Below are 26,976 nucleotides of genomic sequence, written 5' to 3' on the forward strand. Positions count from 1 at the left end.
CGACGACTTGTCCCGCGCGTGATCCCGCGCGCGATGGTGCCATGATTCTTGGCCGGGGAGAGGTAGCATTCGGCCCACCGCGAGGCATGGGCTGACCGGTAACGGGCGCGCAGATACTGAATGGGTGCCTGCAGCTGACGGTCAATCGGGCAGCGCCGCCAGTACCCTGTCGGGGGTCATCGGAAAGTCGAACAGGCGTGCGCCGCAGGCGTTGTAAATTGCGTTGGCAATCGCGCCGGCTCCCCCGCACATGGCCAGTTCGCCCACGCCTTTTGCCTGGATGGCGCTGGCGGCGGGATCGCGCTCCTCCAGCATCAGCACCTCGAGGTCGGGAACGTCGCGGTGGACGGGCACATGATATTCGGCGAGGTCGCAATTGACGAGGTGGCCGTTGCGCGGGTCGAACAGCAGCGCCTCGGTCAGAGCGGCGCCGATACTCCAGGTCATGCCGCCGATGCACTGGGAGCGCGCGGTCTTGGCGTTCAGCACGCGGCCGATGCCGAAGGCTCCCAGCATTCGTGAGACTCTCGCTTCGCCGGTATGTCGATTGACGCGCACTTCGGTGAAGAACGCGCCGAAACTTGATGCCGCGAAGTCTTCGGAGATCGCGCCTGGCTCGTAATGACCGACTACCGAAAGCGGCTGCCCCTCAAGCAGATCGCCGATCGGTCGGCCGGAACTTCCTGCGATCCTTCCGTCCTCCAGCTTCAGATCCTTCGGCGAAACGCCTGCCTTTCCGGCAAGCCGGTTGCGGATCTCCTCGCAGGCAACCGACACCGCCGATCCTACCGAGGCGGCGCCCCAGCTTCCGCCCGACCCGGGACCGCGGGGAAAGGCAGTGTCGCCCAGTTCGACGAGCACCTTCTCGCCGGGCAGACCCAGCATTTCTCCCGCGATTTGGGCAAGGATGGCGTAAGTGCCGGTGCCGATGTCGGTCATATCGCTCTGGACCGTGGCAGTGCCGTCGGGATTGAGCGTGACGCTTGCCTTGGCCTCGGCGACATTGTGGACCCGCGCTGCACTGGCCATGCCGGTGCCGATCCACCATTCGCTCTCCCGCCGATGACGGGGCTTGCGCGGTCCATGGTCCCACCCGAAGGCTTCTGCACCTTTCGTGAGACACTCGGCGAGGCCGTGGGCGGTGAACGGAAGGTCTTGGGTTGGGTGCTTGTCCGGTATGTTGCGAAGACGCAGTTCCACAGGGTCGATCCCCGCCTTTTCGGCAAGGCAATCCATGGCCGCTTCGAGCGTCGGCATGCCGACCGCCTCGCCCGGCGCGCGAACCGATCCGGCGGTCATGCGATGGACGCGCGCGACTTCGAGCTGGAGCAGACGGTTTTCGCCGCCATAGAGAAAGGCGCTGGACTGCAGCACCGGTTCGGCAAAGGGTTCTGCGGGAAGGTTGGAAACGCGCGCCTCGTGACCGAAGCCTGTCAGCCTGCCTTCAGCATCGGCAGCCAGTTGCAGGCGTTGCTGCGTCTCGGAGCGGCGCATGATTGTCTGGAACACCTGCCTGCGGGTCATGATAACCCGGACCGGCCGCTGCAGTTCCATCGCCGCAAGCGAGGCGGCCAGGGTTTCCTGACTGATGCCAAGCTTTGAGCCGAAGCCCCCGCCCACGTAACGCGCCACAAGGCGGATGGCGTCCTCATCCAGTCCCAGCGCATCGGCGAGTTCGGCGATGTTGTAATTGGGCATTTGCAGGGAGGCATAAACCGTCAGCTTCTGGCCGTCCCATTTGGCGATGGCGGCGTGCGGTTCCATGGCAGCGCTGGCGTGGCCCTCGGTCGTGTATGTCAGGTCGACGCTGTGCGCAGCCGTGGCCATGGCGTGTGCGAGATCGCCTGTCTGTGTCCCACCTTTCTTTAGTTTGGCGTCGACTGCGGCGGGATCGAGCGGCAACTCGGCTGGGTCCTGCGCCTCGAAGTCGAACCGCAGGCGCTTTGCCGCGTGGCTCGCCTGTTCGAAAGTCTCGGCGACGACGAGAGCGATCGGCTGGCCATGGTAGGCGATCTCTCGCGGGTCTTGCTTCGGCGCTTTTCCGGCCGTGCCCTGGGCAGGGCGCACGGTCATGCGCTCATCGTCGATGACTGCGACGACGCCATCCATCGCCAGGGCTGCCTCCTTGTCGATCCGCGAGATGCGGCCCTTGGTGAAAGGTGCGGTGACCAGCACACCGTGCAGGCACCCGGGGACGACATATTCAGCCGAATAGGGCGCCGTGCCGGTGACCTTGGCCAGACCCTCCGGCCGCGACAGCGGTTTGCCGATGATCTTCTGCCCGAAACTGTCGAGCAGGTTGCGGTTGTCGGGTTCGTCCTGACGGAAATGAACGGTCACAGTGCAACTCCCGTGGCATCGCCCAGCACGGCCTTGAGGGTCCGGCGCGCGAGAGGAATCTTGAAATCGTTCTCGCCAAAACCCTTAGCCTCTTCGAGCAGCAGGTCGGCGGCTTGTTCGAAAAGAGCTTCGTCGGGCGTCTTTCCCATCAGCAGTTCGGACAGGCGCGGATCGTGCCAGGGCTTGTGGGCAAGGCCGCCGAAGGCAAGTTCGGCGCGGGCGATGCGTCCCTCGGCCATGTCGACGATGGCGGCAACCGAGACTAGCGCGAAAGCGTAGGAGGAACGCTCGCGAACCTTGCGGTAGAGTTGCTTGCCGGGAACCGGGGGCGGCAGGGTTATCGCGGTGATGATTTCGCCAGCTTCCAATACATTGTCCTTCCAGGGCGTGTCGCCAGGCAGACGATGGAATTCACGCACCGGTACCGTTCTGAACTCATGGTCGCCGTTCGCGATCTCGACAGTGGCGCCGAGCGCCGCAAGCGCCACGGCCATGTCTCCGGGATAAGTGGCGATGCACTGGTTGCTGGAGCCGAGTACCGCATGGAGCCTCGCGATGCCGGGGATGGCGCCGCAGCCCGATCCGGGGGCGCGCTTGTTGCAGGGCTGGCTGGTGTCGGTGAAGTAATAGCAGCGCGTGCGCTGGCACAGATTGCCACCGGTGGTTGCGCGGTTGCGAAGCTGTTGCGTCGCACCGGCCAGTATCGCCCGGGACAGCACAGGCCAGTCCGAGCGGACGCGTTCATCCACCGCCACGGCCGTATTCGTCGCGAGTGCACCGATGCGCAGGCCGCCACCGTCGAGCCCGGCAATATCGCTCATCGGCAGGCGATTGACGTCCACCAGCGTGTCCGGCGCGGTCACTTCGAGCTTGAGCAGATCGACCAGATTGGTACCGCCCGCAATCGGCGAGGCGGTGTCCGCTGCACAAAGTTGCGCGGCGTGGGAGAGGCTTTCGGCGCGCTGGAAATCGAAAGGCTTCATGCCGGTTCCGCCGACGAAGCTGCGAGAATGGCCTCGACGATGTTGGCATAGGCGCCGCAGCGGCACAGATTGCCGCTCATGCGTTCGCGAATTTCTTCGTGGGTGAGGGTGACCGGGCCATTCAGGTCATCGCTCGCATCGCTTGGCCAGCCGATCGTGATTTCGTCGAGGAGCGCCGTCGCCGAACAGATCTGCCCGGGAGTGCAGTAACCGCACTGGAAACCGTCATGCTCAACGAAGGCGCGTTGCAGCGCGGAAGGGGCCTGCAAGGTTCCGATGCCTTCGATCGTCGTTACGCTGTCGCCATCGTGCAGCGCCGCCAGGGAGAGGCAACTGTTGATCCGCAGCCCGTTCACGATGACCGTGCAGGCCCCGCACTGCCCGTGATCGCAACCCTTCTTGGTTCCCGTCAGGCCCAGGTGGTCACGGAGAAAGTCGAGCAGGGTGATGCGTGGATCGCCCGGCAAGTCGTGGCTTTGCGAATTGATGGTGATGGCCATGACGCTCTCCTTGTTCGGACAAAGCTTCAGGCCCTGCGGAAGTTCCCTGAACGATCACGACTGCCTCTCGTGGCGCAGGTTGGGGCGCAAAGCCCGGCCGGCCCGGGCTAAGGGCACCTCAGCGGAGCAAGCGTGGTTCAATCCTCCCATTCATGGCCGGAGAGCACCTTCGGTCCACCACAGCCTTCGCCTTTGCGCCGGGAATTGTCGTGGCTGGAAAATTGATATGCAAAATAGCTATTGATCATAGCAAAAACTTTGGCTAGTACTTGTGCTATAGGGGCCGATGCGTTCGGCATTTTAGGGAGATGATCCATGGCTAAGCCATCACAACCAGATCCGCGTCCTGAAGAGGAAACCGTCCGCTACGACATCGAGGACGGTGTTGCGTGGGTCTATTTCAATCGCCCCGACAAACGCAATTGCATGAGCCCCAAGCTCAACCGCCAGATGATGCGCGTGATCGAGGAACTCGAGTTTCGTGACGACGTTCAGGTTCTCGTCCTCGCCGGTGAGGGCGTGGCTTGGTCTGCGGGCATGGACCTGCTCGAATATTTCCGCATGAACGAGGAAAAGGGCATCGGTGCCATTCGCCAATCCCAGCGGGAAGCCTATGGCTGGTGGGAACGGCTGCGCTGGTACGAGAAGCCCACGGTCGCGATGGTTAACGGCTGGTGTTTCGGCGGTGGCTATGGCCCGCTCTTCGCCTGCGACCTTGCTTTCTGCGCACAGACTGCGCAATTCGGCCTGTCCGAGATCAACTGGGCGATCCTGCCCGGCGGCGGGGCAAGCAAGGTTGCTGCCGAGCTGCTGAGCTTCCGCAGGGCGATGTACCATGCGATGATGGGTGAGAACCTGACCGGTGAACAGGCAGCCGAATGGGGTCTCGTCAACGAGTGCCTGCCGGACGACAAGCTCAAGGCGCGCGTGCAGGAAGTCTGCGACAGCCTGAAGAAGAAGGACACCAACGCCCTTCGCGCCACGAAGTGGGCGATCCGCCGGGTGCGAGAAATGACTTACGACAACGCCGAGGACTACCTCGTGCGGACGCAGGAAGCTCTGAACGATTTCGGCGGCAAGCAGAGCCGCAAGGAGGCGACCCGCCAGTTCCTCGACGAAAAGTCGTACAAGCCGGGGCTGGGCGCCTTCGACAAGAGCAAGTTGGACTAAGAAATCATATCCGGGAGAGGTGCGAGACATGAAGCGCCCGAAGATCATCGACAGGTTGCTCAGGCCGCGATCCGTCGCCGTCGTTGGCGCATCGGACAAGCCCGGTGCGCTGGGAGCCTCGATGTTGGCAAACCTCGAGCGCAACGGGTTTGATGGGGCGATCTACCCCATCAATCCCAAGCGCAACGAGATCGGTGGGCGCAAGTGCTATGCAGGGATCGAGGACTTGCCCGAGGGCGTCGACTGCGCTGTCCTCGCCATTCCGCGCGCGGGCATTCTTCCGGCGCTGAAGGGGCTGGCCGACCGCGGTGTTGGCGCGGCCGTCATCTTTTCTGCCGGGTTTGCCGAAGATGGCGAGGAAGGTCTTGCCGAACAGCGCGAGATCGCGGCGATTGCGGAACGGCATGGCATTGTCGTCGAAGGGCCCAACTGCCTCGGTTGTGTCAATCACGTCGACAAGGTGCCGCTGACCTTCGTGGAAACGCGCTGCCAACCGCCGCAGGGCCCCGGGATCGCAGTCGTGTCGCAGAGCGGGGCGATGGCTGCCGTGCTGGCCACGATGCTGCAGTCGCGCGAGCTGGGTATCAGTTATACGGTCTCGACCGGTAACGAGGCGGCGAGCGGGGTTGAGGACTATCTCGACTGGCTCGTCGACGATGCACACACTCACGTCATCGCCATGATCGTCGAGCATTTCCGCCAGCCGCGCGCCTTTCTGCAGGCGGTCCAACGGTTGCGTGCGGCAGGCAAGGAAGTTGTCCTGCTGCATCCGGGGCGGTCCAGCGCCGCGCGGGAAAGCGCAGCGACCCATACCGGGGCCATGGCGGGCGACTACAAGGTCATGCGCGCGATGGTCGAGCAGGCCGGGGTCGTCATGGCGGAGACTTTGGAGGAACTGGCCGATGTATCCGAAATCGCGGTCCGCTCGCCGGGCCTGCCGGAAGCGGGCGCTGCGGTGTTGGGCGAGTCCGGTGCCTTCAAGGCGTTGACGCTAGACCTCTCGGAAGAATTGGGCCTTGCCCTGGCTCCGCTTGGCAATGCCGACAGTCCCGCGCTCCGGGCGGCCTTGCCCGAATTCGTCCCGGTCTCCAATCCGCTCGACATAACGGCGATGGGATTGTCGCAGCCGCAGATCTACACCGAGACCATTGAGGCGCTGCTGGTCGACGATCGCGTCGGCGCCATCCTCGTCGGGCTTATCCAGACCGATGCGACGACTTGTGCCTTGAAGTTTCCCGCCTTGCTCAAGGCCCTCGAAGGGCGCGAAAGCAGCAAAGCTGTCGTGTTCGCCGGGCTTGACGAAGGTGCCGAGGTGCCGCGCGAATGGCTGGAGCGTCTGCGTTCTGCGGGCATCGCCTGCTTTCCGAGCACGGAGCGTGCCTTGCGGGCGATTGCGCGTCTCACCCATCGCAAGGCCAGGGTTGGCGCGACACTGGCCGCCCCCTTGCCGCTTGCCGGTCTCGAGGCCGGCACGATCCCGGAATATCGTGCCAAGCAGATCTTGGCAGGGGCGGGAATTGCCTTTCCGGAAGGCCGCTTCGCCGCCAGTGCTGATGAGGCAGTGACTGCCGCTGCCGCGCTTGGCGGGCGTGTGGCGATGAAGGCGCAGGCTTCGGCATTGGGGCACAAGAGCGATGCCGGCGGAGTCCGGCTGGGGCTCGCGGGCGAGACGGTCGTTCGCGAGGCATGGGCGACCATGTACGAGGCCGTGGCGGCCTACGATCCCACGATCGCGTTGGACGGCGTGCTGATCGAAGCCATGGGGGAGCCCGGAACGGAGATGATCGTCGGCGCCAAGCGCGATCCCGAATGGGGGCCCGTGGTTCTGGTCGGCTTCGGCGGCGTTACCGCGGAAATCCTTGGCGATGTCACGCTGATCACCCCGGGCGAGAGTGTCGACGCGATCGCCGCTGCCATTCACGGCCTGGCCCAGGCGCCCCTGCTGCGAGGATTTCGCGGCACCCCGCCGCGCGATGTTGCGGCGCTGGCACGCCTCGCCGAGACGGTGGGCAGGGTCATGGAGGGCAACGATCGCATCCTCGAGATCGATCTCAATCCCGTGATGCTCTACGATGAAGGGCAGGGGCTGTCGGTGCTCGATGCGTTGATGCTCGTCGCCTGAGGCGGCGAGCGCGATCAGTCCTCGGTGTGCCAGATCGCCCGTAGCGCCGGAGCCAGGTGTTCGCGATGTTCGGCGGGAATACGTTCCAGCAGGTCGAATTCGAACTGGTCCAGAATCGCGCGGGCATCGGCCATGATGGTCTCGCCGTCCACAGTCAGGTGCAGCCCGTGCGACTTTCCGTCGAGCGGGACCTTCTCGATCAGCCCACGTTCCTCGAGCCTCCGCAGCAGGGGCACCATGTTCGCGCTCTTGATGTCGAGGACACGGCCGATATGGCTGGCGATCACGTTGGGTTCGGCATCGATCATCATCAAGACCGACGCGTCGACCTGGCGCAGGTCGAGCATCGAAAGCCGATCGTTGAGATCGCTCATTGCAGCTGCTGCAGCGCGCTTCAGCTGGTAACCCGGCCGTTCTTCCAGCGGGTCGGTCACGTCGTCTGCCACGTTTTCGGTATCTCCCTGCGCATGGCGCCAAGTTGCGGTGTTAAAGCTCGTTCACAACGAAGCGAAGACTGTCAAGCTGGGTGGCCATGTTTTATCCTTGCGCTTAGCAGGATATTGCTATAGCCAATAGCTATAAATAAGAACAGTGGCCAAAGGCCATAAAAGCGCATCATCGGGCAAAATGCCCGAATTCAAGGGAGGTGGGCATGCAAAAGCATTCTAAATTCATTCGGGCATTCTATGCAGCATCGACTTGCTTGTCGCTGGCAGCGGTCGGGCTGGCCGCGCCCGCGTTGGCCCAGGAAGGCGACGCAGACACGCAGGCCAGACGCGATCAGGCCGCGGGGAACATTATCGTCGTCACCGCAAGACGGCGTGAGGAAAGCCTTCAGGAAACGCCTGTCGCGATAACGGCACTGTCTGCAGAGATGCTGGAAAGCCGGCAGATCCAGCAGACCCAGGACCTTGAGCGGGTAACCCCCAGTCTTCAGTTCAAGTCTGCCGGGCAGCTGTCGGGCAACAGCGCGGCGACCGTCGTGTTCATTCGCGGCATCGGTCAGCTGGACCCGACCGCTGCGGTCGATCCGGGCGTGGGCATCTATATCGACGAAGTCTATGTGGGCCGGGCCGTAGGCGGGGCAATCGACTTCGGCGATATCGCCGGCGTTGAAGTTCTGCGCGGGCCGCAGGGTACGCTTTTCGGTCGCAACACGATCGGCGGCGCCATCCTTGTGCGCACCAAGCAGCCGGTACTCGGTGAGTTCAGCGGCAAGGGGCGGGTGCGCATCGGCAACGACGACCTGCGCGAAGGCTTCGCGGCGCTGAACCTGCCGTTCGGCGAAACGGTTGCGGCGCGCGTATCAGGCGGTTTTCGCAAGCGCGACGGCTATGTCACGCGTGTCTATGACGGACTCGATCTGGGCAATGACAATTCCTGGAGCCTTGGCGGTTCGATCAAGTGGGAGCCGTCGAGCGACTTCGACCTGTTCATTCGCGGCGACTACAACAAGCGCGACGAGAACGGCGCGCCGTTCGTATTCGCTGGCATCAACGAGAATGCGCCGGTTCCGGCTATTGTCAGCGTTGGGGCGGGCTGTCCGGGCGCGACCATTCCGTTCGCGCCGCTCACACCCGGCGATCCCCGGTTTGGCGCGCCTTTCGTGCCTTCGATCGACGATGCGCGCTGCGCCAACGACTATCAGGCGCTGGGCAAGTTCACCAATGGCGGCACCGCGCCGGTCACCAGCACTTCCGAGACCTGGGGCCTTGCCGCGACCGCTCGGGCAACCCTGTCCGACTGGCTGAGCTTCAAGACGATCACATCCTATCGCAAGACGAAGTCGCGCGGTGTGCGCGATGCCGACAACACGCCGTTCGACATCCTGACCACCGATCTCACCACCAGTTCCGAGCAGTTCAGCCAGGAGTTCCAGTTCCAGTTCGATTTCGATCGGCTGAACATGATCGTGGGCGGGTTCTACTACAACGAGAAGAGCTTCGAGCGGGCCACGGTGCTGCTGGCTTTCCCGCCGTCGCCGCCTGTCATTTCCTCTGTCCTCACTGGCGGTCCGGGCAGCCGCGACCTTCAGCTCTCGGATCTCAAGACGGATTCGGTCGCCGGGTTCGGTGAAGTTTCCTACGAGCTGACCGACGATCTCGAAGTGTCGGTCGGCGCGCGCTACACCAAGGACAAGAAGTCCTACATCGGCAACGTCAGCAGTCTGTTCCCCGCGACGCTGCCGGACCCCGATCCGATCCCGACCGAGGCAATCCCCGATGGCGGGCCGCTGTACATATACTATCGTCCCTATCGCAAGAGCTTCTCCGCGCTCACCGGGTCGGCGAGCATCCGCTACAACGTGGCGCCTTGGCTGAGCACTTATGTGTCTTATGCCAACAGCTTCAAGTCGGGCGGCTTCAATACCCGCTACAACGCACCGCCGCCGGGCTTCGTGCCGGTACCCTTCGACGAGGAGAAGGTGACCAGCTATGAAGTGGGTGCGAAGTTTGACCTGGGCGATGTCCGGTTGAATCTTGCTGCCTTCCGCGCCGACTACAAGGACATCCAGCTCATCTTCCGCCAGGGCCCGGTGCCGCTGCTGTTCAATGCGGGCAAGGCGCGCATGCAGGGCTTCGAAGCTGAATTCAGCTATCACACGGCCTGGGGCCTGCAGATCGATGCGGGGCTGAGCCACCTCGATGACCAGATCCGTTCGGTTACCGCAATCCCTGGCGCAACCGCGACGATCGCGCCGGGTGACGAACTGCCGCTCACGCCCTCGTTCCAGGGTAACCTGGGCATCGGTTATGAAGTCATGCTGGGCAACTGGACCCTGACCCCGCGCGTGGACGTCAGCTACCAGACCAAGACGACCTTCATCACCGGCAGCGTGCCCGAGATCGAACAGGGCGACTATGCGGTCACCAATGCGTCGATCACGCTGGCGCAGGACGGCAAGGGGCTCACGGTCCAGGCTGGAGTCCAGAACCTGTTCAATGAACACTACAAGGTTCAGGGCAATGCCTCGCTTGCGACGCTGGGCTATGCCGAAGTGATCTATGCCCGGCCGCGCGCGTGGTACATGCAGGTCGGCTATGAATTCTGATCATCACCTGACTGGCGATCTCGCTTGATCGCCGCGGCCCGGTATCCTGTCGGCTAGGCAGGGCCGGGCCTTCCTTTTTTGCTTCGAGGATAAGTCCGATGGAATTTCAGCGCATCAATCCCATGACCGGTGAGGTCGCTTCCACAGCCAGGGCAATGCAGGCAGACGAGATGGCCGCAATCGCGGCCAGCGCGGCCAGTGCGCAGCCGCAGTGGGGGCAGATGGGTCCCGGCGCACGGCGTAAGGTTCTCAACTGCGCCGCGGACGCGCTCGAAGCCCGGGCGGACCGGTTCGTGGACGCCATGATGGGCGAAATCGGTGCGACCGAGGGCTGGGCCCGGTTCAACGTCATGCTGGCTGCGGGCATGGTGCGCGAAGCCGCTGCACTGACCACACAGATCTCTGGTGAGATCATCCCGTCGGACAAGCCGGGATGCCTCGCCATGGCCGTCAAGGAGCCGGTCGGCGTCATCCTCGGCATCGCCCCGTGGAATGCCCCGGTGATCCTCGGTGTGCGCGCAATTGCGGTCCCGCTCGCCTGCGGCAATGCCGTCATCCTGAAGGCGAGCGAGGTCTGCCCGGAAACGCACCGGTTGATCGTCGAAGCCTTTGCCGAAGCCGGATTTCCCGAAGGCCTCGTTCAGTGCGTGACCAATGCGCCGGCCGATGCCGGAGATGTCGTGGGTGCGCTCATCGATGCGCCCGAAGTGCGGCGCATCAATTTCACCGGATCGACTGCGGTTGGCCGGATCATCGCCAGGCGGGCGGCCGATCACCTCAAACCGTGTCTGCTGGAACTGGGCGGGAAGGCCCCTTTCATCGTCCTGGAGGATGCCGATCTTGACGAGGCGGTGAAGGCCGCGGCCTTCGGCGCATTCATGAACCAGGGCCAGATCTGCATGTCGACCGAACGTATCATCGTCGTCGATGCCGTGGCCGATGAATTCGCGCAGCGCTTCGCGGCCAAGGCCGCCTCGATGACCGTGGGCGACCCGCGCGAGGGAACGACCCCGCTCGGTGCCGTGGTCGATCGCAAGACGGTCGACCATTGCCTCGGACTGATCGAGGATGCCGTAGCCAAGGGGGCCCGGCAGGTCGTCGGCGGCGAAGCCCAAGGCGTGCTGATGCCGGCCCACGTGATCGACGGGGTCACGACTGACATGAAGCTGTTCCGCGACGAGAGCTTCGGGCCGGTCGTCGGGATTGCGCGGGCACGTGATGCCGAACATGCCGTCGCGCTTGCCAATGACAGCGAATATGGCCTGTCCTCTGCGATATTCACGCGCGACATCGCGCGTGGATTACAGTTGGCACGGCAGGTCCGGGCAGGGATCTGCCACGTCAACGGACCGACCGTGCATGACGAACCGCAAATGCCCTTCGGCGGCGTCGGTGCATCGGGCTACGGCCGGTTTGGCGGCAGGCAGGGAATTGACAGTTTCACCGAAACCCGCTGGATCACGGTGGATACCCAGGACGGCCACTACCCGATCTGAGCCTCTGCCCCTTACGGGGCGGCCGATCGAGACGAAGAACAAGACCAGCCCCCCGGCGGGAGAGAGACTTAGATGGCATCAGGCGTAATCGATCCGCGCGAGATCGTCGATTCCGGGCGGATGACATGGCGGCAGATCGTCGTTGTGGCCCTGTGCGTGCTGTTGAACGGACTGGACGGCTTCGACGTCCTTTCGATCAGTTTTGCCGCGCCCGGGATCGCTTCGGACTGGGGAGTGGACCGGGCGGCCCTTGGGGTCATCCTCTCGATGGAACTGATCGGCATGTCGGTCGGCTCGATCCTGCTGGGCATGGTGGCCGACCGCGTGGGCCGCATTCCCGTCGTGGTCGTCAGCCTGCTGGTCATGGCTGCAGGGATGACGGCCGCGGCCCTGTCCGGCGGCATCGTCGAACTGGCGGTGATCCGTCTGATCACCGGCCTGGGGATCGGGGGCATGTTGGCTTGCACCAATGCCATCGTCGCTGAAGCGTCGAATGCGCGCTATCGTTCGGCTGCCGTCGCGATCATGGCGGCGGGCTATCCCCTGGGTGCGATCGTGGGCGGTGCCATTGCCTCAAGCCTGCTCGTCGACGGAACCTGGCGCGACATCTTCTGGCTGGGCGCGGGCATGACCGTCGTCTTCCTGCCGATCGTCCTGCTGGTCCTGCCGGAATCGATCGATCTTTCCATGCGCCGGTTCGGCCCGGAAGGAGCGCTTGGCAAGGTGAACAAGTCGCTGCAGCGCCTTGGCCACCGCGTCGTCGAGATGTTGCCGCCGGTCGAAGTGGTGGCCAAGGCGGACCGGGCCGGGCTTTTCAAGGGAGACATGCGCCGCGTCACGATCCTGCTGACCGTGGCCTATTTCTTTCACATGACCGCGTTCTATTTCATCCTGAAATGGATTCCCAAGATCGTGGTGGACCTGGGCTTCGAGCCTTCCGCTGCTGGCGGCGTCCTCGTCTGGGCAAACGTTGGCGGCATGACCGGTTCGCTCCTGTTCAGCGTGCTGGCAACGCGCATGCCGCTGCGCAAGCTGATGATCGCGATCCTCGTGCTCAGCTTCCTGATGATTGCGGCATTCGGCTTTACCTCGGGCGGACTCGATCCCCTGAAGCGGGCGGCGGCGATTGCGGGGTTCTTCTCCAACGCCGCTGTCGTCGGTCTCTATGCACTGATCGCGGCGGCCTATCCTGCGCAGCTGCGGGCAGGGGGAACCGGCTTCGTTATCGGTATCGGCCGCGGCGGGGCGGCGATGGGGCCGGTCGTGGCCGGGTACCTGTTCGCAAACGGTTTCGGCCTTGCGCTGGTGGCGGCTGCCATGGGCCTTGGTTCGGTCATCGCGGCGTTTGCGATCCTCGGCCTGCCGTTGGAGCGGCCGGTCGACCGCGGGTCCGCAGGCAAGACGGCACGCCGGGCCGGGTAGGCGCATTCACGTCGTGGACCGCGGGCGCAATGAGAGGTTCGCGATCTATCCTTTTGGGTTGCGATCGCGCAGGATGGGGCGATGCTACGAACTCTCTATGCCCCCATCGAACCTTACGAAACCGGCATGCTCGACACGGGCGAAGGCCATGGCATCTATTATGAAAGATGCGGCACACCGGGTGCCAAGCCCGCCGTGTTCGTGCACGGAGGTCCAGGTGGCGGTATCGCTCCGGCGCACCGCTGCCTGTTCGACCCCGAACTTTATGACGTGCTGCTCTTCGACCAGCGCGGCTGCGGCAGGTCGACCCCGCATGCCGGGCTTGAAGACAACACGACATGGCACCTGGTGGCCGACATCGAGAGGCTGCGCACGCTTGTCGGCGCAGAGAAGTGGCTGGTCTTCGGCGGGTCCTGGGGATCGACCCTCGGGTTGGCCTATGCGCAGACCCATCACGAACGGGTAAGCGAACTGGTTTTGCGCGGCATTTACCTGTGTTCGAAGCCGGAACTCGACTGGTTCTACCAGTTCGGTGTCTCGCAGATGTTCCCCGACAAGTACGAGCGCCTGATCGCGCCCATCCCCGAGACCGAGCGCGGCGACATCCTGCGGGCCTATCATCGTCGCCTGACGACGGGGCCGATGGAGGATCGGATCGCCGCCGCCCGGACATGGAGCATGTTTGAAGGCGAAACGATCACGCTGTTGCCCGAATCCGCGATTTCCGCGCAGCACGACGACGGCCATTTCGCCCTGGCATTCGCCCGGCTGGAGACGCATTACTTCGTCAATGCGTGCTGGCTCGAACCGGGCCAGTTGCTGCGCGATGCGCACAAGCTCCGGCACACACCGGGCACCATCGTCCACGGTCGCTACGACATGCCGTGTCCGGCCCACTATGCATGGGCGCTGCACAAGGCGTGGCCGGAGGCCGACTTTCACCTCATCGAAGGGGCGGGACACGCCTATTCCGAACCGGGGATACTCGACCAGCTCATCCGCGCGACGGATCGGTACGCCGGCAAACAGGCGAATTAGCCCGCAGATGCTGGCGGCTTGTCCGCGCTAGGCTGATTGGCTGTCGCGAACTGCCGGATCGCGAAGGTGTATGGCTAGCGCTGCGAGGTCCGATGCAAAGCGTGCTTCCTCGCGTTCGCGCGCCGGGCCGTCGAGCCGCAGCAGGTAGCTGGGGTGTACCGTCAGCAGGAGGGGGACGCCGTCGGGCAGCTGCAGCATGCGCCCACGTTCGCGGCCGATCGACGGCGTGCGTCCGGTCAGGGCGCGGGCGGCACTGGCACCAAGCGCGAGGACGATGCGCGGCTGAACCAGTGCGCGCTCCGTATCCAGCCACCAGCGGCAGGTGTCGATTTCCCGCGCGGTCGGGTTCTGGTGCAGACGCTGTTTCCCCCGCGCGGCAAATTTGAAATGCTTGACTGCATTGGTGACGTAGGCCCCCTGCCTGTCAATTCCGGCGGCGGCAAGATGGGCGTTCAGTAGCTTTCCGGCAGGACCGACGAACGGGCGCCCGGCCAATTCCTCGTTGTCGCCGGGCTGTTCGCCCACGATCATCAGTCGGGCGCCGGTGAAGCCTTCGCCGGGAACTGCCGCAGTGCCGTTGCAGCCGATCTGGCAACGCCGACAGTGCGCGATCCCCTCGGCAAGCGAAGGGAGGTCGACGGGGCGCAATTCGGCAAAGAGTTCGCGACCTTGCGCAAGCATGGAAGTCTCGCGTCTTTGCGCACTGGAGATCAGTGCGGCAATTTCGCGGGCCTCGGGCAGGTTGTGCCAGTAACGGCGCGGCATCTCCTTGATCATGGCCTTGGTCTTGAGGCGCGCCGGGTTGAAGATCGACCGGTAGTAACCGCGCCATAGGTCCTCCGCGGCATCGTCGGCAGGAGCCTGCGCGCGCGAGGCTGCAGGGCCTCGTGCCAGTGTCGTACCGTCCCAATGCAAGCTCAGTCGCGGGGTGAGGATGGACCAACGCTGATTGGCGAACCGCTCGACGAAGAAGCGCGCGTTGGCAAGTTCGATGCGATACTCCGGCTCGAACCACGCGATATAGCGCTCTGTGCCCGCATTGCCCTCGATTTGGCGAAAACGCAGGAAAGCGCGCATCTTGTGGATGTCACGGCGGACCTGCTGGGCAAGACGGCGCAGGTTCGCAACGTCGGCATCGGTGGTGTCCTCGATCAGCCGTGGGTGCTTCTGCAACCGCCATAGCGTGCGATAGAGCAGATCGAGCCGCGCCGGATCGCTGTGCCTGAAGACACTGGTCGCCAGGCTGAGAAAGGCAGTCGATGCGCGCACCGGAGTTGGCGATGGTTCGGGAAGGCTGGAAGGATGCGGCGCGGCATCTTCGGTGAAGGAAAACAGGTCGGCGTTGTCCTCGCCTTCGCTCCAGGCGATCTTCTCTGGGGGGATACCGCGCGTAATGAAGGAGCGGGCCATGTCGCGCCAGGCGTCGAAATCGTCAGGATCGCCCAGCCTGGCGCCGATCATGCGAAGAGTTCCATCTGGCGCGGCCGGGGCGCGAGGCGGGCGCGCAGGTCCGCCAGGTCGAGCATGGCGACGGGGCGCCAGTCGCTTGTAACCACGAAGGGGCGCAGCTTGCGCAGGGAATTCGTGACGCGGGCCAGATCTTCGAGCCTGATCGAGCGATGGCGGCGCGCACGAAGCAGCGCATCCACCGCCTTTACGCCCAAGCCCGGCACCCGCAGCATCGCCTCGCGCGGTGCGCGGTTGAGATCGACGGGGAAACGGTCTCGGAACTTTAGCGCCCAGGCGAGCTTGGGATCGATGTCGAGAGGCAGCATTCCATTCGCATCGGCAGCCTGACCGACTTCGTGCGGTGCGAAACCGTAGAAGCGCGTGAGCCAGTCGGACTGGTAGAGGCGATGTTCGCGCATCAGGGGCGGCCGCTGCAGGGGTAGTACCGCGCTCGCATCGGGAATGGGGCTGAAGGCCGAGTAATAGACGCGGCGCAGGCCGAACCGGCCATAGAGCCTGCTCGCCTTGTCGATGATCTGCGTGTCCGAAGTGCCATCGGCGCCGACGATCATCTGCGTGGACTGCCCGGCCGGGGCGAACCGCGGGGCAGCGCGGTACTTGCGGCGGGCGTCCCGGGCATCGACGATGCGGCTGTGCAAATCGTCCATGGCGCCTTCGATACGCGGCGCGTTCTTGTCGGGCGCCAGCCGGGCGAGGCTTGCCGCGGTGGGCAGTTCGACGTTGATCGAGACGCGGTCCGCCCACAGGCCGGCCTCGGCGACGATCTCGGGATCGGCCTCGGGAATCGTCTTGAGGTGGATGTAGCCCCGAAAATCGTGGACCTCGCGAAGCGTACGCGCCACGCGCACGATCTGCTCCATTGTGTGATCCGGGCTGCGCACGATACCCGAACTGAGGAACAGGCCTTCAATGTAGTTGCGGCGATAGAACGTGAGGGTGAGGTCGACCACTTCCTCGGGTGTGAAGCGTGCGCGTGCGACGTTCGAGCTCTTGCGGTTCACGCAGTAATGGCAATCGAAGATGCAGTGGTTGGTCAGCAGCAGCTTGAGCAGGGAAATGCAGCGACCGTCAGGGGCATAGGCGTGGCAGATGCCCATGCCCCCTGACGTCGAGCCCACGCCGCGTCCGTTCCTGCTGCTCCGGTCGACTGTTCCCGACGAGGCACACGAGGCATCGTACTTGGCCGCATCGGCGAGGATTTCGAGACGCTCGAGAATCGCGGCATTTTGCATATGTTCTTAATATGTTCTCATCGCGAACTTGGCAATGCCGCATGCTTGAGGCCGCCGTCGACGTGCGGCGAAACGAAGGTGGCTGCCGCTAAGGCGACCTCGCTCGATTTAAGGCAAGCAAGGAAGCCGCGTTCTGCCCGCGGCAGCCATTTCGTCTTTCGTGGCAGGCGCTTGTGCCGGGAAGCCCGGAAACAGCGATGGACCGGCGCTAGCGGCTGACTTTCATCAGAACGCGCCCGAAGGGATGGCCCTCGGCGACGTGACGATGCGCGGCGACGGCATCGGAAAGGTCGAACTCGGCGTCGATCGGCATCTGTAGATTGCCCGACGCCATGCGCCGGGCGATGTCGGCCAGAAGCGCATGCGCGCGCTCGGTATTCATCTCGCGGCCGAAGGAAATGCCATAGACGTGCATCGCCTTGCGGATCAGTTCGAAGAACCCGAAGCTGGGCAGGTTGCCCGTGGCAGCACCGATGACGGCGTAGCGGCCGTGCGGACGGATCGCGCTGATCAGGGCGTCCTTGCCCTGACCGCCGGCAAGGTCGAGAATGAGGTCGACGCCATTGCCTCCGGTGATCTCCTTGCACCGCGCAGCGATGTCCTCCGTGCGGTAGTCGATGCCATGGTGAAGGCCAAAAGGCACGATCCGCTCCAGCCTTTCGCGGCTGGATGCCGTGCCGATCACGACCGCGCCTGCCTGACTGGCAAGTTGCACGGCTGCAAGGCCGACGCCGCCCGCCGCGCCCTGGACAAGAACGAATTCGCCCGGCTTCACCTGGCCGAACTGGAACAGCGAGTCATGCGCGGTTCCAAAAGCAACAGGGATCGTCGCCGCCTGCTGCAAGTCGAGACCTTCGGGCACGGGATAGGCATAGTGTTCGGGCACGGCGAATAGCTCGGCATGGCTGCCGTGCCAGTCAAAGCCGATGACCTTGTCGCCTTCCTTGAAGCGCGTAACCTCAGAGCCCACCGCGAGAACCTTTCCGGAGGCCTGGTATCCGGGCACGAACGGCGTCTTCGATGGCGGCGAAACCAACCTGTTGAGCAGGTCGCCGCCTTCGATCGAAATCCATTCGACCGCGACAAGCACAGTTTTCGGGCCGACTTCCGGGTCGGGCAGGTCGCCATATTGCATGACCTCCGGCCCGCCGTTCTCGAAGTAATAGACTGCCTTCATGATCTCCCTCGCCGATCGACTGCAGGGGCTTTCAGGTCAGGCCGCGCTTGCGGCAGCCTTGGCCCTGGTTGCGGCATGGAAGACCGACGGATCGAAGTAGTAGGGTTTGATCTCGCAGCATTTGCCGTCGCGAAACTTGAATACTTCGCACAGCTCCGCCGGTGCCAGGTCCGGGTCGGCAAAGCGAAAGGAAAGGAGGGTCACGGCGTGGTCTTTGCCTGCGGTCGTCTCGATCCGGTCGAGGCTGGCGACGTCGCACATCCCCATAACCTTGACGAAGAGTTCCTGCAGGGCGTTCTTGCCGCGATATGTCCCGGCCATGGGCAGGCTGTCGGCTTCATGTACCGCGAAGTCGTCGGTAAGCATCGAGGCGGCTTTATCCCAGTCGCCCGCGCCGGTTGCCGTGTAAAGGTCGTCGACGAACTGGATCATTTCCTGTGGGGTCATGCTCATGGCCTTGGTCTCCTCTTCCATGGGACAGACTGCGTAGAAACCTGGGGCTGCGAACCTAGCCTTAGGAATAGCCACGGGTCCCGGTCTGGCTGGCGGAAAATCTGCTGCAGATGGAAGACCGGGTCGACCTAGCGATTCCGCTAGCCTTCCGGCGGGGCTTCGGGCGGCTAAGCAGGAGCAATGGGAAAGGTTAGGCACATATTGCTCGCGCGGCGGCCGGAAGGCATGCCGGCGCCTGAAGATTTCGAAATGGCGGAAACCGACATGCCGGTTCCGGGGGAAGGTCAGTTCCTCGTCGCCATGCGGGTCGCCTCGCTCGACCCGGCGATCCGCGGCTTCCTCGACGATCGGCCGAGCTATCTGCCGCCGGTCGCGCTGGGCGCGCCGGTCAACGGCATGTCGCTGGGCGAGGTGGTGCAATCCAACAATCCGAAATATCCTGTCGGCACCATGGTGCGGGCGCTAGGCACGTGGTCGGAATACTTCGTGCTCGACGATAATGCGCTGGGCCTGGAAGTTGTGCACCAGAAGCCCGGGACCGAACTGCATCATTACATGGGGGCGCTGGGTCCCGTAGGCCTGACGGCCTGGATCGGTCTGTTTGCGGTGGGCGAGGCCAAGCCGGGAGAGACCGTCGTCATCAGTGCGGCCGCGGGGGCCACCGGGTCGACCGTGGGCCAGATCGCAAAGGCCAAGGGCTGCAAGGTCGTGGGTCTTGTCGGCTCCGACGAGAAGGCGCAGGTCATCCGCGACCTGGGCTTCGATTTCGCGATCAATTACCGCGCGAGGCCCGACATTGCCGGGGAAGTGCGCAAGGCGGCTCCCGAGGGCGTGGACGTCTATTTCGACAATGTTGGCGGCGAGACGCTGGAAGCCATGCTGCCGCTCATGCGCACCCACGGCCGCGTGCCGGTGTGCGGGATGATCGGTCAGTACAACGATGCCGACCATCCCTATGGCGTCAAAACCCTCTGGCAGCTTGTGGTGAACCGCATCAGGATGCAGGGCTTTCTGACTTACGACCACCTCGACGTAATCGAGCAGGCTCAGGCCGAACTCGACGAATGGGTGGCCCAGGGCAAGCTCAAGCCGCTGGCCAATCTACGCGATGGATTTGAAAAGCTGCCGGAAGCCTTTATCGACCTGATGTCTGGCCGCACGATCGGCAAGACCATGGTGAGGATTTGAATTGCATGAGTGATACCCGCGAACACGAACTGTGGCACGGCATCGTGGCCGAAGCTGAGTTTCCCGAAGAAGGCAAGCTGTCGGCACAGGTCGATGGCTGGAGCGTCCTGGTCGTGAAGACAGACGACGGCTTCAATGCCGTCAACGACCGCTGCACCCATCAGGCGGCGATGCTCTCGCCCGGCCGCGTGCGGCGCGGGGCGATCATGTGTCCGCTGCACGGTGCGCGCTTTGAAGTGGCTACCGGCCGCTGCATCGGCGGTGCCTATGCTGACCTGCGCCGCTTTCCCCTGCGCGTCGAGAATGGCATGATCGAGGTCTCCCTGCCGGATCACGCGCCGGGACCGGACGAACGCCCGGTCGTGACCTGATCGGTCCTGTCCGCGCCCTCGCATTAGCCATAGTAGGAATGCGGGGCTGACCCGTTAGGCTCGCGTTTCGAACAGAGCATCAATCGGGAGAACAGGATATGCCCTATACAGGCCCCTTCGAGGACCGCCTCGCCATTCGCGAACTGCTGGAGACGTATGCCGATGCGGTGACGCGCTGCGACGCCGAAGCCTGGGGGGCGACCTGGGCCGAGGATGCGCAATGGTCCTTGCCGGACTATCCCGAACTCGGCACGACCAAAGGGCGCCCGGCCATCGTTGCAATGTGGGTGGAGGCGATGAAGTCCTACCCCGGCATCATGTTCGAGGCATGGCCCGGTTCGATCGAGATCGACGGGGATACGGCGGTCATGCGCAGCTATACTTCCGAGGTCTACGATCAGGACGGCACGACCATGCGCGATCGCGGCCTCTACGAAGACACCTGCGTGAAGATCGACGGCAAGTGGTTGTTCAAGAGCCGCTCGTTCCGCAACATTCATCGCCAGCACGCGCCCAAGGGCTGCTGAGGCGGACGATCCATCGCATTAAGCAGAAGGCCCGGGATGATCCCGGGCCTTTTTCGTTTCGGCACGCATGGGGAGCGTGCGTTGCGCAAGTCAGGATAGTGCGCCCTTGACCAGATCGACGACATCGCCGGTGCGGCCGGACAGGACCGCCTTGGCCGAATAGAGCGCCGTGCCAAAGACCTGCTTCGCCTCGACCTTGGGAGGCATGACCAGTTCGTAGCGGTCGGTGACGACATCGAGCAGGGCAGGGCCCTGATGGGCGAGCCATTGCCCGACCGCGGTATCGAGGTCGCTGGCCCTCTCGACGCGGCGCCCCCAGAAGCCGATCACCTCGGCAAGGCGGGCGAAGTCCGGGTTCTTGAGGTTCGTATAGGCATCGAGCAGACCTTCGACCTTCTGCTCCAGCTCTACGAACCCCAGCGAGGAATTGTCGAAGACGCAGACCTTGATCGGCAGGTCCTCCTGAATCGCCGTTAGCAGGTCTCCCAGCAGCATCGACAATCCGCCGTCTCCCGACAACGAGATGACCTGCCGGTCGGGAAACGCCGCCTTCGCGCCCAGCGCCTGCGGCATGGCATTGGCCATCGTGCCGTGGGTCAGCGAGACGACGGTGCGGTTGCGGCCTGTGGAGGGGACGTGACGCAGGCACCAGACCATTGGTGATCCGCCGTCGGCAGTCCAGATCGCATCGGCGTCGGCGTGGCGGGCAATCGTCTCGGTCAGGTACTGGGGATGAATGGCGTGATTGTCGTCGGCCTTCACATGCCGTTCCTGCTCCCTGACCGCGCGCGCCCGATGCTTGAGGCATTCGTCGAGAAACTCGCGGTCCGTGCATTCGTCGACCAGCGGGAGCAGTGCTTCCAGCGTATCGCGCACATCGCCTACGGCGGCATGGTCGACCGGGTGGCGCCTGCCGAGGTGGGTGCCGTCGATATCGATCTGCAGGATCGTCGCCTTGTCCGGGTAGTACTGGCGCCAGGCGAAATCGCAGCCGAGCAGCAGCAGCGTGTCGCAGTCCATAAGCGCGTGATAGCCGGCCTCGGACCCGAATATGCCGGTCATGCCCACGAGGTTGGGATTGTCGTGTTCCAGGAAGTCCTTGGCGCGCGAAGTGTGGGCCACCGGGGCCTTGAGTTTCGCAGCAAGGGCCAGGACCTGTGCATGTGCTGCCTCGCAGCCGGAGCCTCCGTAGATCGCGATGCGTCCGCCGTCGTTGAGGGCATCGGCGAAGGTCTGCAACTCGGCCTGCGAGGGCAGGGTCCGCGGTTGGGATCGATGGACCAGAAAGGGAGGCTCGTCGGGAGCATCGGCCTGCGATACGTCGGCTGGTACGATAAGGACGGCGACGCCCTTCTTCGCGAGCGCGGCCTGAGCCGCCATGGCCGTCTTGCGGCGGGCCTGCGCGGGCGTGCGGATCTCATCGCAGAAGACGCTGCACGAGGCATAGACCTGCGTGAAGTCCACCTCCTGTGGGAACTCGAAGCCCAGTTCGTCGCGTACGATCTGGCTGGCGATGAGCACGACCGGCGCACGGTTGCGGTGACTTTCGAACAGGCCATTGATGAAGTGCAGGCTACCGGGCCCGCACGATCCCGCGCAGGCAGCCAGTTCGCCCGTCAGCAGGGCGTCGGCGCCTGCGGCAAAGCCACCGGCTTCCTCGTGGCGGACATGAATCCAGCGCATGTCGCTGCGCCGGATCGCGTCGGTCACGTGGTTCAGGCTGTCGCCGGGCACGCCATACCATCTTCTGACGCCGGCCTGTTCGAGAGTTTCGACGATGACGTCGGCGACCTTGGCGGACTTGATGCTGGGCATGCGGGAAATCTCCGTGTTTCCCTTCGACAACCAGCCAGACCCCGCCGGGTTTCGTGCATTGCGGACAATTCTTCTTGTTCCGCATGCAAGCGACCGTGATGAAACGAAAAAGGCGGGAGCCAATGGCCCCCGCCTTCCTTGACTGTTCCGGCCGGCAGGACCGGCCGCAACCGGTCTGCCCCAGGCGCTGCGATCAGAAGCGCGTGGTGACCTGGACGGTGACCGTGCGCGGTTCGGCACCGAAGCCGAGCTGGTCGGCATGCACGCCGCCGGGCGTGCCAGTGCCCGAACCGGTGTTCGGACCGTCGACGCCGCCGTTGATGTACTGCTTGTTGGTCAGGTTCTTGCCGATGACCGCCAGTTGCCAGCTGTCATCCTCTGCGCCCAAGCGAAGGCCGGCATCGAGCGTGGCATAGGAGCTGTTGCGCGAATGGGGGACGCCGAAGCCCTGGACCAGGTAGGAGGAGCTGTAGCGCATGTTGCCGCCAACGCCTGCCTTCAAGCCGCCGCCCACCGGGGTGTCGTAGTTGACGCCCAGCGAACCGGTCCAGTGCGGGGCCATGCCCAGCACCATGCCATTCAGGTTCTGGCGGACGCCTGGCGTGCCGCCCGTGATCTCGGCCGCCGTGAGGACGCGATAGCCGCCTGCACCGTCAGCGGTGAGGTTACAGCCCTCGTCCGGCGTCTGGCCCGCATAGCAGGGGGCGTCGGGGAAGCTGTCGTACTTGGCGTCGTTGTAGTTGAGGCTGCCGTGCACGTTCAGGCCCGGAACCGCGTAAGGCGCAAATTCGAAATCGAGCTCTACGCCCTTGGTTCGCGCGTCGGCGGTCAGGGTCTGGAACGCGATGATCGACGAGTTGAAGAAGTCGATCTGCAGGTTCTTGTACTTGTAGCTGTAGGCACCCAGGTTCAGGCGCAGCTGGTTGTCGAGGATGGTGGACTTCACACCTGCTTCGAAGCCCTTTGCCGTCTCCGGATCGAACAGCAGGTCGACCGCCGGATTGCCGAAGGCGGAGTCGATGCCGCCGTTCGAGAAGCCGCCCGACTTGTAGCCGGTCTTGTACGACGCATAGAACATGACGTCCTGAATCGGCTTGTAGGTCAGCGAGACTTCCGGGGACCAGTTGGTGAAGGTCTGGTCGCCCAGCGTCGTGCGGCCCTGTACCCAAGCGCCAGTGAAGGCGGGGCTGACGTAAGGCTGGGTGAAGGCGCTCTTCTTGGTCTCGTGGGTGTAGCGCACGCCGCCGTCGAGTTCGAGATTGTCGGTCAGCTTCCAGGTTACCTGGCCGAAGCCCGAGATCGTCTCACCCTTGGTGTAGCTGGTCTTGTAGGCGTCGATGTACTGGAACCTGCCCGCGGCCGGAATGTCCGAGAGGCTGAAGCTGACGAACTGTTCGAAGTCGCGCTTGGTCTTCTGGTAAAGCAGGCCGACCATCACGTTGAGCGGACCGTCGAAGTGCGTAAGTGCGCGCGCTTCGTTAGAGAAGGCCTTCCAGCTCGAGTTTTCGGTGGCCCACACGGAGAGCGGATTGGCCTGGAATTCGCAGGCGCACAGCCAGCGGTTGTTGTTCCAGTTGTAATTGGTGACGTTTGTCAGCGTGACCGTGCCAAGCTCGTAGTTGAACGTGTTGGTGATCGCTGCGGAACGGTACTTGTTGTAGAGGCTGCCGTCGCCCGCATAGGGGAAGTTGGTCGCTTCCTCTGCCGGCATGTCGTTCTGATGGGTCTGGAAGTTCAGGCCGCAGGCATCGCCCGACAGCGCGGTGAAGCCGGTCGGGCAGTTATAGGCGACGTAGTTGTAGCTCGAGTTGTTCGCCTTGTTGTAGTTGTACGAGACCTTGAGCGTATTGGTGATTTCGCTGGTCGGTTCGTACTTCAGCGTAACGCGGCCCAGGAACTGGCGGTTGCCCGGCTGGTCCGAACTGGTCGGGGTCGAGGTGAACGGCAGCAGCGCAAGGTCATAGTCGCGCGAGACGTTCTTGTAATACCCGCCCCAGGCCTTGCTGCCGCGTACGGCGACGCGAATACCCAGATCGTCGGCCAGCGGGCCGGAGGCGACGCCTTCGAGCTCGGCTTCCTGAGCCTTGAATTCGTAGCTGGCGCGGGCCTTGAATTCCCATTCGGGGGTGGGATCGGCCGTCTTGATCGAGATAACGCCGGCAGTGGCGTTCTTGCCGAAGAACAGGACCTGCGGGCCCTTGAGCACTTCGACGCCGGCAAGGTCGAAGAAGCCTTCCTCCAGAATGCGGCCCTGGCCGTAATAAACGCCGTCGACGACCGTGGCGACCGATTGTTCGATGCCGATCGAGGTCGAAGACGAGCCAATTCCGCGCAGCGTGACTTGCGCGGCCGAGCCGTTCGAGGCGTGGCCGACGGTCAGGCTCGGCGTAGCGGCTGCGATCTTTTCGATGCTGGTGATGTCGCGCTGCTCGAGCGTCTGGGCCGAGATCGCAGTGACGACGACAGGAATGTCCTGCGCACTTTCAACGCGCTTACGGGCGGTCACGACGATTTCGCTCAGGCCGGTGTTCCTGGTCGCCTCTTCGCTGCCGGTCGTATCCTGGGCCAGGGCGGGCCCGGCAATGGACACGGCGGCAAATGCCGTTGACGCAAGCAGAATGGACTTGGGGAATTGCATATCAGGTACCTCCCATTATTCTTAAATCGTTTGAGGGGTATGTATCTCCTAGAAACGGATGGGCAGTCCTATGCAAACGGATAGGCCTATTAATTTGGTGAGGTTCCGTGCCTTTCTTGCAACGGTCACCGTGCGGGGCATGAGGAGACCTGAATGACAACTTTCCATTACTGGCGTCTTGATCGCCATCCCCAGGGGAATACTGATTTTTCCCAGTATCTTACACTTTGTGAAGAAGAGCTTTCTCCGATTGGCGATGGTGAAGTGCGGATCGCCGTCGATTACCTCTCGATGGACGCGGGCACCCGCATGTGGATGAGCCCGCGCACGGACGGCTATCAGCCGCCGCTGCCGCTGGGCTCGAAAATGGTCGGACTTTGCCTTGGCCGCGTAAGCGAAACGCGCGATCCCGCCTTTCCCGCAGGCTCTCTGGTGCGCGGCTTCGGACAATGGTCCGACTATGCCACGCTTACGCCTGCGCTGGCCGGGCTGGAGATCGTCGACGACACGATTGCCGATCCACGTCAGCATTTCGGCGCTCTGGGGATGAATGCCTGGACCGCCTATGTCGGCGTCAAGGAAGTGGCTGCAGTCAAATCTGGCGAGTGGCTGGCGGTTTCCGCTGCTGCCGGCGCGACCGGGAGCCTTGCCTGCCAGGTCGGCAAGAACCTGGGTGCCAAGGTCGTCGGCATAGCCGGCGGGCCGGACAAGTGCCGCTATCTGCTGGAAGAGCTGGGATGCGACATGGCGATCGACTATCGAGGCGAGGATGTCGAGGCGCGGCTGGCGACCGTCGATGGCGGGATCAATGCCTTCTTCGACAATGTCGGCGGGCCGATCCTCGATGCGGTCCTGCCGAACATGGCCCATTACGGACGCGTGGCGATTTGCGGTCTGGTGGCCGGCTACGACAATGACGCGCCGATGCCGGGGCCTGCGCGCTTCGACCAGATCCTCATGCGGCGCCTGCGCATCGAGGGTTTCTTCATCCCCGATTTCTTGGAGCGAGGAGCCGAGTTTCTGCCGCAACTGCGCCAGTGGATGGACGAGGGCAAGCTGTCGACCCGCTTCGACGAGACGCAAGGTCTGGAAAACGTCCTTGTCGCCTATGAGCGGATGCTGACTGGAAAGAACATCGGCAAGGCCATCGTCAGGCTCTGACGGAGACTGGATGCCTGGGGCAGGGCCGAATGGCCGGCCCCGGGCACCCGTGCGGTCACATTGCGGTAACGCCGCCGTCGACCACGAATTCGCAACCGGTGATATAGCGGCTCTCGTCCGAAGCGAGGAACAGGTTCATGTTGGCAATGTCGAGCGGCTCGCCCATGCGCTGCATCGGAATGCCCGCGACGATCTGCTTGAAGCCTTCCGGATTGTCCTTGCGCGCAACGTCCTGCATGGCGGTTTCGATCATGCCCGGGTGCACCGAATTGCAGCGGATGTTCTGGGCCGCGCATTCCTGCGCGATGACCTTAGAGAACAAGCGCACGCCGCCCTTGGCCGCAGCATAGGCGCCGCACATCTGCACGCCGACCAGGCCGGCAATCGACGACAGGTTGATGATCGAGCCGCCGTGGCCGATCTTGCGCATCAGCGCCACGGCGCGCTGGGTGCCGTAAAAGACGCTGTCGAGATTGACCCGGTTTTGTTTTTCCCAGTCCGCGGCCGTCAGTTCGGCGATCGGCTTGAGCACGGCGATGCCGGCGTTGTTTACGAGTACGTCGAGGCGGCCGTGGCCGGTCTCGATCGTCGTGAAAACGCGGTCCCAGTCCGCTTCGCTGGTGACATCCTGCGCGAGCGCCTCGGCCTGGCCACCGCTTTCGCGGATAGCTGCGGCGACGGCTTCGGCTCCTGCGATGTCAAGGTCGGTAAGATAGACGAAGGCCCCTTCCTCGGCGAAGCGTTTGGCGGTTGCCCCGCCGAGCCCGCGGTCGGAGCCCGCTCCGGTTACCAGCGTGATCTTTCCTTCAAGGCGGCCCATC

At 63.7% G+C, this 26,976-nt stretch carries 21 protein-coding genes; 10 read left to right on the forward strand and 11 right to left on the reverse strand.

The window, feature by feature from the left end:
- Positions 1-141 precede the first annotated feature (141 nt).
- The 3 genes from PP1Y_RS12665 to PP1Y_RS12675 are packed head-to-tail and all read right to left on the reverse strand — an operon-like array spanning position 142 to position 3,823.
- The gene (locus PP1Y_RS12665; RefSeq protein WP_013832596.1) at positions 142-2,340 is read right to left on the reverse strand and encodes a xanthine dehydrogenase family protein molybdopterin-binding subunit; all 2,199 of its coding nucleotides are present in this window, start codon (positions 2,338-2,340) and stop codon (positions 142-144) included.
- Entirely contained in the window at positions 2,337-3,323 is a 987-nt protein-coding gene (locus PP1Y_RS12670) for a xanthine dehydrogenase family protein subunit M (protein WP_013832597.1), read from the reverse strand. Before PP1Y_RS12670 ends, PP1Y_RS12665 begins: the two co-directional genes overlap by 4 nt.
- Positions 3,320-3,823, reverse strand: coding sequence for a 2Fe-2S iron-sulfur cluster-binding protein (locus PP1Y_RS12675; protein WP_013832598.1), 504 nt, complete (start codon positions 3,821-3,823; stop codon positions 3,320-3,322). The genes PP1Y_RS12670 and PP1Y_RS12675 overlap by 4 nt, the downstream gene beginning before the upstream one ends.
- Positions 3,824-4,138: 315 nt before the next feature.
- Here PP1Y_RS12675 and PP1Y_RS12680 point away from each other — a divergent pair, with 315 nt between their 5' ends.
- Complete coding sequence (locus tag PP1Y_RS12680; RefSeq protein WP_013832600.1) at positions 4,139-4,993, forward strand: p-hydroxycinnamoyl CoA hydratase/lyase; 855 nt, start codon at positions 4,139-4,141, stop codon at positions 4,991-4,993.
- Positions 4,994-5,021: 28 nt separating this feature from the next.
- The gene (locus tag PP1Y_RS12685) at positions 5,022-7,115 is read left to right on the forward strand and encodes an acetate--CoA ligase family protein (RefSeq protein WP_013832601.1); all 2,094 of its coding nucleotides are present in this window, start codon (positions 5,022-5,024) and stop codon (positions 7,113-7,115) included.
- Between the two features lie 14 nt (positions 7,116-7,129).
- On the opposite strand, the gene PP1Y_RS12690 is transcribed toward PP1Y_RS12685, so the two are convergent.
- The gene (locus tag PP1Y_RS12690; protein ID WP_148274967.1) at positions 7,130-7,561 is read right to left on the reverse strand and encodes a MarR family winged helix-turn-helix transcriptional regulator; all 432 of its coding nucleotides are present in this window, start codon (positions 7,559-7,561) and stop codon (positions 7,130-7,132) included.
- Positions 7,562-7,818: 257 nt separating this feature from the next.
- On the opposite strand from PP1Y_RS12690, the gene PP1Y_RS12695 reads away from it, so the two are divergent.
- The 4 genes from PP1Y_RS12695 to pip all read left to right on the forward strand — a co-directional run bounded on the left by PP1Y_RS12695 (position 7,819) and on the right by pip (position 14,123).
- Complete coding sequence (locus tag PP1Y_RS12695; RefSeq protein WP_232512668.1) at positions 7,819-10,167, forward strand: TonB-dependent receptor; 2,349 nt, start codon at positions 7,819-7,821, stop codon at positions 10,165-10,167.
- Between the two features lie 98 nt (positions 10,168-10,265).
- Positions 10,266-11,663 (forward strand): aldehyde dehydrogenase, encoded by a 1,398-nt coding sequence (locus PP1Y_RS12700; RefSeq protein ID WP_013832604.1) that lies wholly within the window; start codon positions 10,266-10,268, stop codon positions 11,661-11,663.
- 72 nt (positions 11,664-11,735) lie between these two features.
- A complete protein-coding gene (locus PP1Y_RS12705) occupies positions 11,736-13,085 on the forward strand; it encodes an MFS transporter (protein WP_013832605.1) in 1,350 nt (449 codons plus the stop codon).
- An 81-nt stretch (positions 13,086-13,166) separates the two neighbouring features.
- The gene (gene pip, locus PP1Y_RS12710) at positions 13,167-14,123 is read left to right on the forward strand and encodes a prolyl aminopeptidase (RefSeq protein ID WP_013832606.1); all 957 of its coding nucleotides are present in this window, start codon (positions 13,167-13,169) and stop codon (positions 14,121-14,123) included.
- A 27-nt stretch (positions 14,124-14,150) separates the two neighbouring features.
- Here the strand turns inward: pip and PP1Y_RS12715 are convergent, their stop codons facing one another.
- The 4 genes from PP1Y_RS12715 to PP1Y_RS12730 all read right to left on the reverse strand — a co-directional run bounded on the left by PP1Y_RS12715 (position 14,151) and on the right by PP1Y_RS12730 (position 18,455).
- A complete protein-coding gene (locus PP1Y_RS12715) occupies positions 14,151-15,584 on the reverse strand; it encodes a UdgX family uracil-DNA binding protein (protein ID WP_013832607.1) in 1,434 nt (477 codons plus the stop codon).
- The gene (locus tag PP1Y_RS12720) at positions 15,581-16,825 is read right to left on the reverse strand and encodes a putative DNA modification/repair radical SAM protein (protein ID WP_013832608.1); all 1,245 of its coding nucleotides are present in this window, start codon (positions 16,823-16,825) and stop codon (positions 15,581-15,583) included. Before PP1Y_RS12720 ends, PP1Y_RS12715 begins: the two co-directional genes overlap by 4 nt.
- Before the next feature lie 208 nt (positions 16,826-17,033).
- A complete protein-coding gene (locus tag PP1Y_RS12725; RefSeq protein WP_013832609.1) occupies positions 17,034-18,002 on the reverse strand; it encodes a zinc-binding alcohol dehydrogenase family protein in 969 nt (322 codons plus the stop codon).
- 36 nt (positions 18,003-18,038) lie between these two features.
- Entirely contained in the window at positions 18,039-18,455 is a 417-nt protein-coding gene (locus tag PP1Y_RS12730) for a nuclear transport factor 2 family protein (RefSeq protein ID WP_232512669.1), read from the reverse strand.
- A 249-nt stretch (positions 18,456-18,704) separates the two neighbouring features.
- Between PP1Y_RS12730 and PP1Y_RS12735 the strand changes: the two genes are divergently transcribed.
- From PP1Y_RS12735 to PP1Y_RS12745, 3 genes are all read left to right on the forward strand, one after another.
- Positions 18,705-19,643, forward strand: a complete 939-nt coding sequence (locus PP1Y_RS12735; protein WP_232512670.1) for an NADP-dependent oxidoreductase — start codon at positions 18,705-18,707, stop codon at positions 19,641-19,643.
- Positions 19,644-19,648: 5 nt separating this feature from the next.
- A complete protein-coding gene (locus PP1Y_RS12740; protein ID WP_013832612.1) occupies positions 19,649-20,014 on the forward strand; it encodes a Rieske 2Fe-2S domain-containing protein in 366 nt (121 codons plus the stop codon).
- A 98-nt stretch (positions 20,015-20,112) separates the two neighbouring features.
- Positions 20,113-20,541 carry a nuclear transport factor 2 family protein gene (locus tag PP1Y_RS12745; protein WP_013832613.1) on the forward strand — a complete coding sequence of 143 codons (429 nt, stop codon included), beginning with the start codon at positions 20,113-20,115 and terminating at the stop codon, positions 20,539-20,541.
- Between the two features lie 90 nt (positions 20,542-20,631).
- Here the strand turns inward: PP1Y_RS12745 and PP1Y_RS12750 are convergent, their stop codons facing one another.
- Positions 20,632-22,356, reverse strand: coding sequence for a ubiquinone-dependent pyruvate dehydrogenase (locus tag PP1Y_RS12750; RefSeq protein WP_013832614.1), 1,725 nt, complete (start codon positions 22,354-22,356; stop codon positions 20,632-20,634).
- A gap of 193 nt (positions 22,357-22,549) precedes the next feature.
- Positions 22,550-24,994, reverse strand: a complete 2,445-nt coding sequence (locus PP1Y_RS12755; RefSeq protein WP_013832615.1) for a TonB-dependent receptor — start codon at positions 24,992-24,994, stop codon at positions 22,550-22,552.
- A gap of 153 nt (positions 24,995-25,147) precedes the next feature.
- On the opposite strand from PP1Y_RS12755, the gene PP1Y_RS12760 reads away from it, so the two are divergent.
- Positions 25,148-26,155: an NADP-dependent oxidoreductase gene (locus PP1Y_RS12760; protein ID WP_013832616.1), complete on the forward strand. Its 1,008-nt coding sequence runs from the start codon at positions 25,148-25,150 to the stop codon at positions 26,153-26,155.
- Between the two features lie 55 nt (positions 26,156-26,210).
- Here PP1Y_RS12760 and PP1Y_RS12765 read toward each other — a convergent pair whose 3' ends face one another.
- A complete protein-coding gene (locus tag PP1Y_RS12765; protein WP_013832617.1) occupies positions 26,211-26,975 on the reverse strand; it encodes an SDR family NAD(P)-dependent oxidoreductase in 765 nt (254 codons plus the stop codon).
- Between the last annotated feature and the right edge of the window lies 1 nt (position 26,976).

This window comes from Novosphingobium sp. PP1Y, from assembly GCF_000253255.1.
GTDB lineage: Bacteria > Pseudomonadota > Alphaproteobacteria > Sphingomonadales > Sphingomonadaceae > Novosphingobium.